The organism is Cupriavidus sp. FW216-B1, from assembly GCF_058789195.1.
The window spans coordinates 618174-631872 of record NZ_JBYTEL010000001.1; the positions used below are offsets into that span (position 1 = coordinate 618174).

A 13699-nucleotide genomic window follows, 5' to 3' on the forward strand; every position below is an offset into this window, starting at 1 on the left:
GAGAGGGGAGCGAACCATTGGTATTCCTGATGCTCCGCATTTCGTTTCCATGCCAACTCCCATCCTCCGCCTGAACGGCATCACCAAGCGCTTCGGCACGCTGCTGGCCAACGACGCCATCTCGCTGGAACTCCGGCGCGGCGAGGTGCTGGCCCTGCTGGGCGAGAACGGCGCGGGCAAGAGCACGCTGGTCAGCATCCTGTTCGGCCATTACGTGGCCGACGCCGGCACCGTGGAGGTCGACGGCCGGCCGCTGCCGCCGGGCCAGCCGCGCGCGGCGCTGGCCGCCGGCATCGGCATGGTGCACCAGCATTTCACGCTGGCCGACAATCTTTCCGTGCTCGACAACATCCTGCTCGGCACGCAGCCGCTGTGGCAATGGCGGCTGGAGCGCCGCGCCGCGCGCGCGAAGGTGCTGGCGCTGGCGCATCGCTTCGGCCTCGCGGTGCGGCCGGGCGCGCGCGTGGGCGAGCTGTCGGTCGGCGAGCGCCAGCGCGTGGAGATCGTCAAGGCGCTGTACCGCGGCGCGCGCGTGCTGATTCTCGACGAGCCCACCGCGGTGCTGACGCCGCACGAGGCCGAGACGCTGTTCGCCACGCTGGCGCAACTGATCGCGGAGGGCTTGTCGGTGATCTTCATCAGCCACAAGCTCGATGAAGTGCTGCGCGTGTCCAGCCGCATCGCCGTGCTGCGCGGCGGCAAGCTGGTGGCGCAGCGCGAGGCGGCGCAGACCAGCAAGGCGGAACTGGCCGAACTGATGGTGGGGCGCGCGGTCGCCATGCCGGAGCGGGCCGCCGGTGCCGCGGGCGATGCCGCGCCGGTGGTGCTGGCGCTGGAGCAGGCCGGCGCGCGCGGCACGGACGGGCGCATGCGGCTCGACCGGCTCAGCCTGCGGGTGCGCGCCGGCGAGATCGTCGGCATCGCGGGCGTGTCCGGCAACGGGCAGGCGGCGCTGGCGGAACTGCTCAGCGGCACGCTGGCGGCCACCGAAGGCCGCGTCACGCTGGCCGGCCAGCCGATGCCGGCGCGCCCGCGCGCGTGGATCGGCGCGGGTGTCGCGCGCGTGCCGGAGGACCGCCATGCGGTCGGCGTGGTGGGCGACCTTGCCGTGTGGGAGAACGCCGCCAGCGAGCAGCTTGGCCAGCCGCGCTTCTCGCGCGCCGGCGTGATCCGCCGCGCGGCGGCGCAGCGCTTCGCGCGCGAACTGGTGGCGCGCTTCGACGTGCGCACCGCCGGCATCGAGGTGCCGGCGCGCACCATGTCCGGCGGCAACATGCAGAAGCTGATCCTGGGCCGGGCGCTGTCGGTGCGCGGCGAGGGCCGCGCGCCGCTGTTGGTGGTGGCCAGCCAGCCGACCTGGGGACTGGACATCGGCGCGGTGGCCTACGTGCGCGCGCGCCTGCTGGAGGCGGCGCGCGAGGGCGCGGCCGTGCTGCTGATCTCGGAAGACCTCGACGAACTGCACGCGCTGGCCGACCGCATCGCGGTCATGCACGCCGGCCGCCTGACCGAGGCGCGCCCGACGGCGGACTGGACGCTCGCGGCGCTCGGCCTGGCGATGGCCGGCGCCGGCGGCGGCGCGCCGGGCGGCGCCAGCGACGCGGAGGTGCTGCATGCGGCTTGAACCCCGGAGCGGCGTGTCGCGCGTGGCCATGCTGGCCGCGCCCGTGCTGGCCATCGCGGCCACCTTGCTGATCTGCGCGGTGCTGGTGCGCTGGGCCGGCGCGCCGGTGGGGCGCGCCTATGCGCTGCTGCTCGAAGGCGGCTTCGGCTCGCGCTTCGCGTGGTCGGAGACGCTGACGCGCGCCACGCCGCTGATCCTGACCGGGCTGTCGGTGGCGGTGGCGTTCCGCGCGCGGTTGTTCAACATCGGCGCGGAGGGGCAGCTGTACCTCGGCGCGCTGGCGGCGGTGGCCGTGGGCGGGCAGGTCGACGGCGCGGTGGCGCCGTGGGCGGAGCACCTGCCGGTGGCCGTGCATTTCGCGCTGATGGTGGCGGCCGGCATGCTGGCCGGCGCCTTGCTGCTGCTGGGCGCGGCGTGGCTCAAGACGCGGCTCGGCGTGGACGAGGTGGTGACCACCTTGCTCGGCAACTTCATCGTGCTGCTGTTCGTCTCGATGATGCTGGACGGACCGATGAAGGACGCCACCGCGATGGGCTGGCCGCAGTCGGTGCCGCTGGTGCCCGAGCTGGAACTGTCGAAGCTGATGGCGCGCTCGCGCGTGCACAGCGGCCTGCTGCTGGCGTGCGCGCTGGCGCTGATCCTGTGGGCGGTCAACCGCTTCACGGTGTTCGGCCTGCACATGCGCGCGGTCGGCGCCAACGCGCGCGCCGCGGCCTTCGTCGGCGTGCCGGTGCGGCGCGTGACGATGTGGACCGCGCTGCTGTCGGGCGCGCTGGCGGGGCTGGCCGGCGTGGTGGAGGTGGCGGGCCGCACCAGCTACCTGACGCTGGACATCTCGCCGGGCTACGGCTACGCGGGCGTGGTGATCGCCATGCTGGCCGGGCTGCATCCGCTGGGCGTGGTGGCGGCCTCGGTGTTCGTGGCCGGCGTGCTGGTCGGCGCCGACGGCATGAGCCGCGCGGTGGGCGTGCCCAACGCCATCGCCGACGTGATCGTGGCGGTGGCGCTGCTGTCCATGCTGGTGGCGACCATGCTGGCACGCTACCGCATCCGCTTCGACGCCCTGCGCAAGGTGGCCTGATGGAACTGCTCGACATCCTGGCCTCGGCGCCGTTCTGGATCGCGGTGCTGCGCGTGGCCACGCCGCTGGTGTTCGGCACGCTCGGCGTGCTGCTGTGCGAGCGCGCCGGCGTGCTCAACCTCGGCATCGAGGGAATCATGGTGGCCGGCGCCTTCGGCGGCTGGCTGGCGGTCTATCACGGCCTGCCGCTGTGGGGCGGCGTGGCGGTGGCCGCGGCCGTGGGGCTGGCGTTCGGCCTGCTGCACGGCTGGCTGACGGTGAGCCTGGCGCTGTCGCAGCACGTCGCCGGGCTGGGCGTGACCATGCTGGCCACCAGCTTGTCCTACTACGCCTACCGGCTCGGCTTTGCCTCGGTGTCCACGCCGCCCACCATCGTGCCGTTCGCGCCGATGCGCTGGATGGCGGAGGTGCCGCTGCTCGGTCCGGTATTGGGCCCGGTGTTCGGGGAAGAGACCGCGCTGACCCTGCTCGCGCTGGCGCTGGTGCCACTGGTGGCCTGGCTGCTGTACCGCACGCCGCTCGGCCTCGCGGTGCGCATGGTCGGCGAGAACCCGGCCGCGGCCGAGGGGCAGGGCATCCGCGTGGGCGCCATGCGCATCGGCGCGGTGATGGCGGGCTCGGCGCTGATGGCGGTGGGCGGCGCCTTTCTCACGCTGTCGGCCTTCAACGCCTTCTTCTTCAACATGATCAACGGCCGCGGCTGGATCTGCGTGGCGCTGGTGGTGTTCGCCTCGTGGCGCCCGGGCCGCGCGCTGGCCGGCGCGCTGCTGTTCGCCGCCTTCGACGCGCTGCAACTGCGCCTGCAGCAAAGCGGCGCCAGCCTGCCGGGCCTGCCGGCGCTGCCATACCAGCTCTACCTGATGCTGCCCTACGTGCTGTCGATCCTCGCGCTGGTGCTGGTGGCGCGGCGCGCCACCTATCCGCAGGCGCTGATGAAGCCCTATCGCAAGGGCGAACGCTGATCCATCCCGTCTCCCAGAAAAAGAACCCGCCATGCTCGACCTGATCCTGCGCAACTGCACGCTTCCCGATGGCCGCACCGGCATCGACGTCGGCATCGCCGGCGACCACATCAAGGCGGTGGAGCCGGCGCTCAAGGCGCACGCCGCCACCGAGGTCGACGCCGCCGGCCAACTGGTGACGCCGCCGTTCGTCGACGCGCATTTCCACATGGACTCCACGCTGTCCTACGGCCAGCCGCGCATCAACCAGTCCGGCACGCTGCTCGAGGGCATTGCCCTGTGGGGCGAACTCAAGCCGCTGCTGACGCAGGACGCCATCGTCGAGCGCGCGCTGACCTATTGCGACTGGGCCGTGGCCAAGGGCCTGCTGGCGATCCGCTCGCACGTGGACGTATGCGACCCGCGCCTGCTCGCCACCGAAGCGCTGCTGCACGTGCGCGAGAAGGTCAAACCCTACCTCGACCTGCAACTGGTGGCGTTCCCGCAGGACGGGCTGCTGCGCGCGCCCGGCGCGCTCGACAACCTCAAGCGCGCGCTCGGCATGGGCGTGGATGTGGTCGGTGGCATTCCACATTTCGAGCGCACCATGAGCGATGGCGTCGACTCCGTGCGCATCCTGTGCGAGCTGGCCTGCGAGCGCGGGCTGCGCGTGGACATGCATTGCGACGAGACCGACGACCCGCTGTCGCGCCATGTCGAGACGCTGGCCGCGCAGACCGTGCGGCTGGGCCTGGAGGGCAGGGTGGCCGGCTCGCACCTGACCTCGATGCACTCGATGGACAACTACTACGTATCCAAGCTGATCCCGCTCATGCATCAGTCCGGCGTGGCCGCCGTCGCCAACCCGCTCATCAACATCACGCTGCAGGGCCGGCACGACACCTATCCGAAGCGGCGCGGCATGACGCGCGTGCCGGAACTGATGGCCGCGGGCGTGCCGGTGGCGTTCGGCCACGACTGCGTGATGGACCCCTGGTACGGGCTCGGCTCGGGCGACATGCTGGAGGTTGCCCACATGGGCCTGCACGTGGCGCAGATGACCGGGCAGGACGCCATGCGCGCGTGCTTCGCCGCCGTCACCGAGACCCCGGCCCGCATCCTCGGGCTGGAAGGCTACGGCATCGCGCCGGGATGCCGCGCCGACCTCGTGCTGCTGCAGGCGCGCGATCCGGTGGAGGCGATCCGGCTGCGCGCCACGCGGCTGATGGTGCTGCGCGCGGGCAAGGTGGTCGCCAGCACGCGTCCGGCCACCGCCACGCTGCATCTGCCGGGCCGGCCGGGGCAGGTGTGCTTCCAGCCATGAGCGCCGCCGGCGCCAGAAAATGCGTGCGGGGGGTATTGACAGCCGAATCCGAACTTGCCATAATGTTTTTCTTCGCAGCGCTGCAGCAGTTCACGCAGCAAAACGAAGCCCAGATGGCGAAATTGGTAGACGCACTAGGTTCAGGTCCTAGCGGTGGCAACACTGTGGAGGTTCGAGTCCTCTTCTGGGCACCAAGACTCGATGAGAAAGGCCGTTGCAGATGCAGCGGCCTTTTTCTTTTTGCGGCGCTCGTTTTGCGATGAGACTCTGGTGGCGCGAGGCGAGCTTCCGGCGGCGCGGTCCTGGCCCGCGGGTACGCGCCGGCTTCGCGCCTTCAGCGCCGTTCTGTTTCAGGTTTGCATCGTCCGCACGCCGGTCCATGCGGACCCGCCATCGCGCATCTCTCTGCGCCAGTCCTCGTTTCCTCGTTTCCTCTTCGCGCGCCGGCAAACGCGGAACCCCCTCGCATTGCCGCCGTGCGGTGGCACACGCAGATGCGCGGGGGCGCCCACGGAGCGCCCTTACGGTCGCGAGGGCTTTGACCTATGCTCAAGCAAAGCCGTAGCGGATTTTCAAGCCAGAGGTGCGGTCATGGCCAGGGGCGCGTGGTCTCCGAGCAGGGCGCAGGTCGGTGCCAGCGGGCATTGCCCGGGTATTCACGATCGCCATCTCCATCCCCATCCGTGCCGCCAGTGTTGTTGCTCGATACTCGCCATGATCGTGGCCAGCCTCGCCCAGGGCGAGGAACGGCCAGCCGGCGGCGCCGCCGCCTTCGGCTGGGACCAGCTCGAAGGCGAACCGCCCGCGCAGGTCTCCGGCAGCGATGCGGTCATCGTCGCCGCCAATACGCTCGGCGCCGCGCCGGCCGGCATGGCCGCCGATACGGTTGCCGCGGCGCCGGCCATGCCGGCCGGCGCGGCGCGCGGCGGCCAGCCTGTCCTGGTTGCCTCGCTCGGCGGCTGGGGCCGGCCCGCCACCACGCATTCGTCCGGCACGCCCGCCACGGCCTACAACGACGCGCCAAGCCCGCTGCCCGCCTACGCGGACCCGGCGCCGCGCGCCGCGTGGCCCGCCGTGTCGGTGCACCTCGACGACGCCACCTCGGCCACGGGCCATGTCGGCAACCGCGTGCAGAGCATGGCGCTGTCGCTCGACACCGTGCTGCCGCGCAGCGGCGGCCTGACGATCCAGCCGCGCGTGCAGCTCGCCTACCAGCCGGCGCTCGACCGCAGCGGCACGGGTTTCCTCGGCAGCCAGCCCGCGGACGCGAGCGCGGCCGAAGTGCTGGTGCGGCTCTACCGTACCCAGCCGACCCGGCTCAACGGCGCCAACGGGGTCTACCCGTTCGTCGAGGCCGATCTCTGGCAAGACCACAAGCAGGCCATCAACATCAACGGCACACGCATCGACCCCGACATGCTGCGCGGGCTGCTGTCGGTCAACGTCGGCGCGCACGGCAGCACGAACGGCGGCGTCAAACTGTGGATCAAGCTCAAGGCCGGACGCAACCCGGGCGGCACGCTGGGCGCGCGCTATCGCTGGTAAGCCCCGCCGTGGCGGGGAAACGGCCTGACACATGGCTGTAAAAAACGCTTGCATTCAGGCATGGCTGCGCTACAATTGCGACCTCGCGTGCGGCTGTAGCTCAGTTGGATAGAGTACTTGGCTACGAACCAAGGGGTCGTGGGTTCGAATCCTGCCAGCCGCACCACCTTATTTGAAGGGCTTCCAGCAATGGAAGCCCTTCGCCATTTGAGGGCAACAGAACCCTGTGCGGGCGATGCGTGCCGGAGAGTTGCCTGGTCTTCGCGCCGATGCTCGCCTTACACGGCTTACGGGCGATGCGTGAGCAACCAGTCCCGCAGGGCGTCATTCATGCGGGTCTGCCAGCCATCGCCACTTGCCCGGAACGTCTCCAGGACATCCGCGTCGTAGCGGATGCTGACAAGCTCCTTCGGATTTGCGAGCTTCGGACGTCCACGCTTGCCGACCGGCTTCATGTTCTTGACGTCCTCCGCAGTCAACTCGCGGGTATCGGGGTCGGCGGCGATGCCGCGGTTGATTGCCGCGTCTTCTTCGTCCGTCGGCATGATGATCCTAGATTTGGTCGACATAGAGTTTTACCTCGCGCTTGTTTGCTTTGCGCATGCTGATGATGTGCATCGTGCTGCCGCGCTGGGTGAACACCACGCAGTAGAGGCGCCGGGCGATGACGCCAAAACCGATCTCGCGCACTTCGCTGTAGTCGCGGCGGTCGTCGGCGCATGCCATCACTTCGGACCAGTCCAGTTGCGCGGCGAGTGCCAATGACACGCCGTGCTTGGCTTGATTGGCGGTTTCCTTGGCGGGATCGAAGCTGATGCGCATCCAATAATTGTAGCTACGATATATTTGTGACGCAACGGTTTATTTGTCGCTGCGATAAATGGCCGGGCGCGGTGCGCCGCGAAGCGGTTCCGGCGGCGGCGCACGAAAGTCCGGGTGCGATCCGCTATTGGTCCAGGGACTGGCTTACCATCCCTCCCATAGCCAATCCCAATCGTTGATCCCGATGCTGCTCCGCCATGTCCGCTACTTTCTCGCCGTTGCCGAATGCGGCAATTTCACCCGCGCGGCCGAGGCGCTGCATGTTTCGCAGCCGACGCTTTCGCAGCAGATCCGGCAACTGGAGGACACGCTCGGCGTGCAGTTGTTCGACCGCTCGGGCCGCAGCGTCCGCACCACCGATGCCGGGCAGGCTTACCTGCTCTATGCGCGGCGCGCGCTGCAGGATCTGGAGGCGGGCAAGCGGGCGGTTCACGACGTCCAGGAACTGACGCGCGGCAGCTTGCGGCTGGCGATGACGCCGACGTTCACGCCTTATCTGGTCGGGCCGCTCGTGATGGATTTCAATGAGCGCTATCCCGGCATCGTCTTGAGCGTGCTGGAGATGCCGCAGGCGCAGATCGAGCAGATGCTGCTGCAGGACAGCCTCGACATGGGCATCGCGTTCAAGGACGTGCGGCTGGCGGACATCGACACGCAGCCGCTGCTGCTGGAGCCGCTGGCGCTGGTGGTGGGCGCGGGGCACCGCTATGCCAGGCGGCGCACGCCGCTCACGCGCAAGGAGATGCAGGACGAGCCGTTCGCCTTGCTGACGCAGGAGTTCGCCACGCGCCACTACATCGACAACTATCTTGGCCGCCAGGGCATCGTGCCGCAGGTCGCGCTGGAGGCGAACTCGGTCAGCGCGGTGGTCGAGGCGGTGCGGCGCGGCCGCCTGATGACGGTGCTGCCGGCCGCCATCGCGCAGGACAGCGGCGACCTGCGCAAGGTCAGGCTGGAGCCGCCGTTGCCGCCGCGCGAGGCCGCGCTGCTCCAGCGCAGGGGCGCCTACCGCAGCGCGGCCGTGCGGGCCTTCGTCGCGTTCGCCCAGGAGGTGCTGCCGGCCTGGACGCCCGCGCCGGACGCTCAGGCCGGCGTGGCCGGGCGCCGGTAGCCTTTCTGGTAATGGACCGTGAACGTGCCGAGCGCTTCTAGGGCCGCGCGCGGATCGTGGCTGGGCTTGATGGCGAAGCTGTCGAAGCCGCAGCGCGCCATGTAGTGCACCGTGTCGATCATCACGTCGCCCACCGCGCGCAGCTCGCCGGTCCAGCCGTATTGCGTGCGCAGCAACTGCGCCAGCGAGTAGCCGCGGCCATCGGTGTAGACGGGGAAGTCGATCGCCAGGTGGGCGATGCCGGCCGGGTCGATGACGTTCGCGCCGGGCTCGAGCAGCAGCTCGGGGTCGGCGTCCGGCGCGAGATACACGGCGACCGGATGCTCGCGCTGCCGCAGCCGGGCTTTCATCGCCAGCCAGGTGGCGGCGGTGACGAGCCAGCCGTCCTCGTCGGGCGGCAGCGCGGCGGGCGCATCGGCGCCGTCGCCTTTTCCAACTTCACCACCTTCATCGCCTTCGCCGTCATTGGCCACGAAGGCGCGCCACTTGTCCGGCTCGAGCGCGCCGTTGCGGATGACGTTGGCGACCGGGTTTGTCATGCGGGCCTCAGACACGTGCGCTCTCCGCCTGCAGCTTGCGCTGGACGATCCGCGCGTCGGTGTAGACCGCGGTCTTGAACGGCTCGATGCCGGTGCGCTCGACCACGTCGATGAACCGTTCCTCGTCGTCCTCGCGCAGCGAGAGGTAGGTCTGCACCAGCAGTTCCACCACGTCGGGGATTTCCTCGCGCGCGAACGACGGGCCGATGATCTTGCCGATGGCCGCGCCGCCGGCGCCGTCTTCCATGTCGCGCCGCTCGCCGGACAGCGCGCCGTTCTGGCGGCCGCCGATGGTGACCTGGTACCACTCCTCGCCGGCCTTGTCGACGCCGAGGATGCCGATGTGGCCCACGTGGTGGTGCCCGCACGAGTTGATGCAGCCGGAGATGTTCAGGTCCAGCTCGCCGATGTCGTGGAGGAAGTCGAGGTCGTCGAAGCGCTGCTGGATGGCCTCGGCCAGCGGGATGGAGACGGCATTGGCGAGCGAGCAGAAGTCGCCGCCCGGGCAGGCGATGATGTTGGTCAGCAGGCCGATGTTCGGCGTGGCCAGCCGCAACGGGTCCAGCCGTTGCCAGACCTGATGCAGGTGGACGCGGCGGATGTCGGCGAGGATGAGGTTCTGCTCGTGCGAGACGCGCAGTTCGCCGAAGCCGTAGGTGTCGGCGAGGTCGGCGACGGCATCCATCTGGTCGGCGGTGATGTCGCCCGGCGGGCTGCCGGTGGCCTTGAGCGATACCGTGACCGAGCAATAGCCGGCCACGCGGTGGGCATGGACGTTGCTGCGCAGCCAGCGCCGGAAGCGCGGGTCCTGTTCCGCTAGCGCGGCCGCGGGGTCGTCGTCGCCGGCCGCGGCGGGATCGTAGGCCGGCGTGGTGAAGCGGCCGGCGATGTCCTGCACGAACTCGGCGCTGACCGTGTCGGGGCCGCCGCGGATGCGTTGCCATTGCTCGTCGACCTGCTGCGCGAACACGGCCGGGGTGAGGTCCTTGACGAGGATCTTGATGCGCGCCTTGTACTTGTTGTCGCGGCGGCCGTGCAGGTTGTAGACGCGCAGCGTGGCCTGCAGGTAGGTCAGCAGGTCCGACCAGTGCACGTATTCGCTGATCAGCTTGCCCACGATCGGCGTGCGGCCCATGCCGCCGCCCACCCACACGCGAAAGCCGGTCTCGCCGTCGCGGCTGACGGCCTGCAGGCCGATGTCGTGCACGCCCACCGCGGCCCGGTCCGTGCGCGCGCCGCTCACGGCGATCTTGAACTTGCGCGGCAGGAAGGCGAACTCGGGATGCAGCATCGACCATTGCCGGATGATCTCGCACCAGACCAGCGGGTTGACGATCTCGTCCGGCGCGATGCCGGCGAGGTGGTCGGTGGTGGTGTTGCGGATGCAGTTGCCGCTGGTCTGGATCGCGTGCATCTGCACCGTGGCCAGCTCGGCGAGGATGGCGGGCGCGTCTTCCAGGCGTGGCCAGTTGAACTGCATGTTCTGGCGGGTGCTGAAATGGCCGTAGCCGCGGTCCCAGCGGCGCGCGATATGGGCGAGCTTGCGCAGCTGCCGGCTGGCGAGCATGCCGTAGGGAATCGCCACGCGCAGCATCGGCGCGTGGCGCTGGATGTAGAGGCCGTTCTGCAGGCGCAGCACGCGGAATTCATCTTCCGTCAGCCGGCCGTCCAGGAAGCGCGTGGTCTGGTCGGAGAACTGGGCGACGCGCTGGTCGACCACCTGCTGGTCGACGGTGTCATACGAATACATGGCAAAGATCGCGGCAGCCGCTACCCGGGGGCGGGCGCGGGCGGCTTGAGTGAGGAGAGGGCACAAGGCTAGCCGGTGGGCCGCCGGCCGAACAGGATCAGTTCCGGCGAATTCGGTCATACCAGGTGACGGATGCGCGGCGGGGGTTCCGTTTGCCGGGCCGAATGGGGGCATCGCAGAGCCGGCGCGGTACCGGCGCCATGCCCCGGCTTTACAGAGACAGGTCTGTCTGCAATACTGAGTTGTCTATCTCATTTCAAGGAAGGGCGCCATGGCACAGCCCTCGGCCCGGGACCGGATTCTCGACACGGCGGCACGCCTGTTCTACCAGGACGGCTTCCGGGCGACCGGCATCGACAAGATCATTGCCGAATCCGATGTGGCGAAGATGTCGCTGTACCGGCATTTCGCCTCCAAGAACGAACTGATTTCCGCCTTTCTCGACTGGCGCCATGACTTCTGGATGCACTGGTTCACTGAGGAGGTGGAGGCGCGCTTTGCCGTCTCGCCGGGCCTCGGCGTGATCGCCGAAGCCCTGGGCGCGTGGTTCGCGCAGGACACCTTCCGCGGCTGCGCCTTCATCAATGTGGTGGCCGAGGCGGGCAGCACCGGGGTGCCGGAGCATCTGCAGCAGGCCGTCGCGCACAAGGCGTCGCTCAGCGCGTACCTTGCCGACATCGCCGGGCGGCTGGGGCTGGCGGAACCCGGCGAGGTGGCCGAGGAAGCCATGCTGTGCCTCGAAGGCATGATCGTCCGCTACCAGATGACCGCTGATCCGGCCGTGGTGGAGCACGGCAAGCGCCTGCTCGCGCGCCTCGAGCAGAGCGCCGGCGTCCGCGCGGCGAGCGCTGCCGCGGCCTGAACCTCAAGCAGCGGAACAGCGGCGGCGCTTGGCGGCCGGGCTGCGCGATGCGGCTGCGCGCGGCCTTGCGCGGTTCCGCTCAAGGCTCGCAGGCCGTTTCCTGCAGCGTGGCGTAGCGGCGCTCGCCGCGCGTGCGCAGGCACAGCGTGACGGGGCTGAGGAATTCCATGCCTTCGGCGATGCTGAAGCTGATGCGCGCGCCGTCGCGCTCGAACGCCAGCGCGTCGATGGTCCACGGCAGCGCCTTCAGGGCCGCCGTGTCGATGCCCGAGAGGTACAGCGTGGCGCCGGCGGCCTGCGCGGCCGCCTCGGCTTCGGGATTCCAGGTGTCGGCCGTGAGCAGCGGGTCGTCCACCGTCAGGAGCGGGCAGCGGATCGACAGCCGGGCCGCGGCGGGGCGCTGGCTGTACAGGTAGAGGGTGCCGGGATTGCAGCTGAACATGATTTCTTGGCCTCATGTAGTACTGTATGGATATACAGTATAGCGTGCTTTTTGCAGATTGCAGGCCGCCGGCAAGAGGGGAATGCCAGGGCCTTGCCGCGGGGGCGCATGCTAGGATGCGGCGCAGGATTCGCCCCGCGGCGAGAACGGACGGGCACGCCAAATGGACAGCGGCACCACGGAGTACAAGGCGGAATACAAGGGGTACGTCATCCACGTGTTCTGCAGAACCATCAAGGCCGGCCTGCACATGGCGTCGTGCGCGATCTGGGAGGATGGCGCCATCGTCCAGGACGCGAGGGCGATCGGCAGCCAGCACGCCACGCCCGACGAGGCGAAGGCGGCGGCCTATGCCTGGGCAAGGAAGTGGATCGACGGCAATAGCTGAAAGCGAACGCCGCACTGCTTCGCCATCACGCCACCACGTCACCGCGCTGCCGGGCACGCCGCGCCGCAAACGGGTCGCCGGGCCGCCGGGCCAGGCGCTTTTCCGGTTTTTTCCCGCCCAGGGGTATCCAGATGCCACCGATCCGCGTATATTTCGGCCCGCGGGGTGGAGCAGTTGGCAGCTCGTCGGGCTCATAACCCGAAGGTCGCAGGTTCAAGTCCTGCCCCCGCAACCATATTCCCTACATCGACACCCGCCCCGATACGCCAGCTTCGCGTCAGGCCAATCGGCGGTGCGGTCGTCGGTCACTCGCCGAAGCAGGGCGCCGCGGTAGCCGCGGGCGCAGGCTGGCCGGCGAAGCGCTCCTCGATCCAGTCACTGGCCTTGCCGGCCGCATCCCTCGCAGTGAAACGGCTTTGCCTGTCGTGGCTGGCAACGCAATGGCCGGCTAGCGCGCCGTATCGATATTCAGCAGCGCCTGTCCCGTTTCGGTGAGATAGGGCGAGAACAGGCTCATCACCTGCGACGCGCCCCAACTGATGTGCTCGCGCCGCAGCGCGTCGATGCCGTGGCGAGAGCGCAGGTAATCGATCCAGTACGTCGACACGATCCAGCTATTGACCACGAGGTGGTCGAGCTGCGCCGGCGTGGCGCGCAGCAGGCCCGCCGCTTCCATGCTGGCGAACACGCGCCGCACGTGGCGCTGGCCGTCGTCGGCGAGCGCCTCGGTGCGCGCGCGCAGGGCGGGGGCGAGCGCGCGGATCGCGGCCGCGTCGCGGTAGAAGAAACGCCATTCCCACATCAGGCTGAACCAGCCGCTCAGATAGCCGGCAAAGCGCTGCGGCGCGTCGCCTTGCGCGAGGTCGGCCACGGCGGTGTCGCGCAGCGCGTGCTCGAACGCGTCGAACAGCGCTTCGAGGATCTGCTCCTTGCGGTTGAAGTGGTAATGGAGATTGCCTTCCTTGATGCCGACCGCCGCGGCGATCTCCGCCGTGGTCACGGTCATCGGCCCGCGCTCGTTGAACAGGCTCAGGCAGGCCGCGAGGATGCGCTCGCGGGTCTTGGGCCGCCGCGCCGCGGCGCTGTCCGCGCTCATGGGCGGCGCTCCGCGCGGGTGGCCGGATCGGGTCGGCGGTGTTTGGTATGCAGCATGTCTTGCGTGGCGCGCGAGGCCAGGGCTTAAGGGAAAGCCCTGGTTCGGGCGATCCCGGTTGATTAATTAGGGTGAACACCCTAGTCTAGTCGGAAGTCGGCACGCGGGCACCACGGC

General features: G+C 69.5%; 14 protein-coding genes and 3 tRNA genes. 11 read left to right on the plus strand and 6 right to left on the minus strand.

Annotated elements, in window-relative coordinates:
* Positions 1–49: 49 nt before the first annotated feature.
* From AC3WXD_RS02620 to AC3WXD_RS02650, 7 genes are all read left to right on the plus strand, one after another.
* The gene (locus AC3WXD_RS02620) at positions 50–1624 is read left to right on the plus strand and encodes an ABC transporter ATP-binding protein (RefSeq protein WP_492322973.1); all 1575 of its coding nucleotides are present in this window, start codon (positions 50–52) and stop codon (positions 1622–1624) included.
* Positions 1614–2705: an ABC transporter permease gene (locus AC3WXD_RS02625; protein ID WP_492322974.1), complete on the plus strand. Its 1092-nt coding sequence runs from the start codon at positions 1614–1616 to the stop codon at positions 2703–2705. Before AC3WXD_RS02620 ends, AC3WXD_RS02625 begins: the two co-directional genes overlap by 11 nt.
* Positions 2705–3667 (plus strand): ABC transporter permease, encoded by a 963-nt coding sequence (locus AC3WXD_RS02630; RefSeq protein WP_020203349.1) that lies wholly within the window; start codon positions 2705–2707, stop codon positions 3665–3667. Before AC3WXD_RS02625 ends, AC3WXD_RS02630 begins: the two co-directional genes overlap by 1 nt.
* Positions 3668–3698: 31 nt before the next feature.
* Entirely contained in the window at positions 3699–4970 is a 1272-nt protein-coding gene (locus AC3WXD_RS02635) for an amidohydrolase family protein (protein WP_492322975.1), read from the plus strand.
* A 107-nt stretch (positions 4971–5077) separates the two neighbouring features.
* Positions 5078–5164: transfer RNA gene (locus AC3WXD_RS02640), tRNA-Leu, on the plus strand.
* A gap of 520 nt (positions 5165–5684) precedes the next feature.
* Positions 5685–6515 carry a hypothetical protein gene (locus tag AC3WXD_RS02645; protein WP_492322976.1) on the plus strand — a complete coding sequence of 277 codons (831 nt, stop codon included), beginning with the start codon at positions 5685–5687 and terminating at the stop codon, positions 6513–6515.
* A gap of 89 nt (positions 6516–6604) precedes the next feature.
* Positions 6605–6681 (plus strand) — tRNA-Arg (locus AC3WXD_RS02650).
* A gap of 121 nt (positions 6682–6802) precedes the next feature.
* On the opposite strand, the gene AC3WXD_RS02655 is transcribed toward AC3WXD_RS02650, so the two are convergent.
* Positions 6803–7084 (minus strand): BrnA antitoxin family protein, encoded by a 282-nt coding sequence (locus tag AC3WXD_RS02655; RefSeq protein WP_492322977.1) that lies wholly within the window; start codon positions 7082–7084, stop codon positions 6803–6805.
* Entirely contained in the window at positions 7068–7337 is a 270-nt protein-coding gene (locus AC3WXD_RS02660; RefSeq protein WP_492322978.1) for a BrnT family toxin, read from the minus strand. The genes AC3WXD_RS02655 and AC3WXD_RS02660 overlap by 17 nt, the downstream gene beginning before the upstream one ends.
* Positions 7338–7521: 184 nt before the next feature.
* Here AC3WXD_RS02660 and cynR point away from each other — a divergent pair, with 184 nt between their 5' ends.
* The gene (gene cynR / locus AC3WXD_RS02665; RefSeq protein ID WP_454733205.1) at positions 7522–8448 is read left to right on the plus strand and encodes a transcriptional regulator CynR; all 927 of its coding nucleotides are present in this window, start codon (positions 7522–7524) and stop codon (positions 8446–8448) included.
* Here cynR and AC3WXD_RS02670 read toward each other — a convergent pair.
* Together AC3WXD_RS02670 and AC3WXD_RS02675 are read right to left on the minus strand one after the other, a co-directional pair.
* Complete coding sequence (locus tag AC3WXD_RS02670) at positions 8421–8987, minus strand: DUF934 domain-containing protein (protein ID WP_492322979.1); 567 nt, start codon at positions 8985–8987, stop codon at positions 8421–8423. The genes cynR and AC3WXD_RS02670 overlap by 28 nt on opposite strands.
* A 7-nt stretch (positions 8988–8994) precedes the next feature.
* Positions 8995–10737 (minus strand): nitrite/sulfite reductase, encoded by a 1743-nt coding sequence (locus tag AC3WXD_RS02675; protein ID WP_492322980.1) that lies wholly within the window; start codon positions 10735–10737, stop codon positions 8995–8997.
* Between the two features lie 271 nt (positions 10738–11008).
* Here AC3WXD_RS02675 and AC3WXD_RS02680 point away from each other — a divergent pair, with 271 nt between their 5' ends.
* Positions 11009–11599: a TetR/AcrR family transcriptional regulator gene (locus AC3WXD_RS02680; RefSeq protein WP_020203360.1), complete on the plus strand. Its 591-nt coding sequence runs from the start codon at positions 11009–11011 to the stop codon at positions 11597–11599.
* A gap of 79 nt (positions 11600–11678) precedes the next feature.
* Here AC3WXD_RS02680 and AC3WXD_RS02685 read toward each other — a convergent pair whose 3' ends face one another.
* Positions 11679–12041, minus strand: a complete 363-nt coding sequence (locus AC3WXD_RS02685) for a hypothetical protein (protein ID WP_492322981.1) — start codon at positions 12039–12041, stop codon at positions 11679–11681.
* 163 nt (positions 12042–12204) lie between these two features.
* Here AC3WXD_RS02685 and AC3WXD_RS02690 point away from each other — a divergent pair, with 163 nt between their 5' ends.
* Positions 12205–12429 (plus strand): DUF6566 family protein, encoded by a 225-nt coding sequence (locus AC3WXD_RS02690; protein WP_020203362.1) that lies wholly within the window; start codon positions 12205–12207, stop codon positions 12427–12429.
* A gap of 159 nt (positions 12430–12588) precedes the next feature.
* A tRNA-Met gene (locus AC3WXD_RS02695) sits at positions 12589–12664 on the plus strand.
* Between the two features lie 213 nt (positions 12665–12877).
* On the opposite strand, the gene AC3WXD_RS02700 is transcribed toward AC3WXD_RS02695, so the two are convergent.
* Positions 12878–13525, minus strand: coding sequence for a TetR/AcrR family transcriptional regulator (locus AC3WXD_RS02700; RefSeq protein WP_492322982.1), 648 nt, complete (start codon positions 13523–13525; stop codon positions 12878–12880).
* Between the last annotated feature and the right edge of the window lie 174 nt (positions 13526–13699).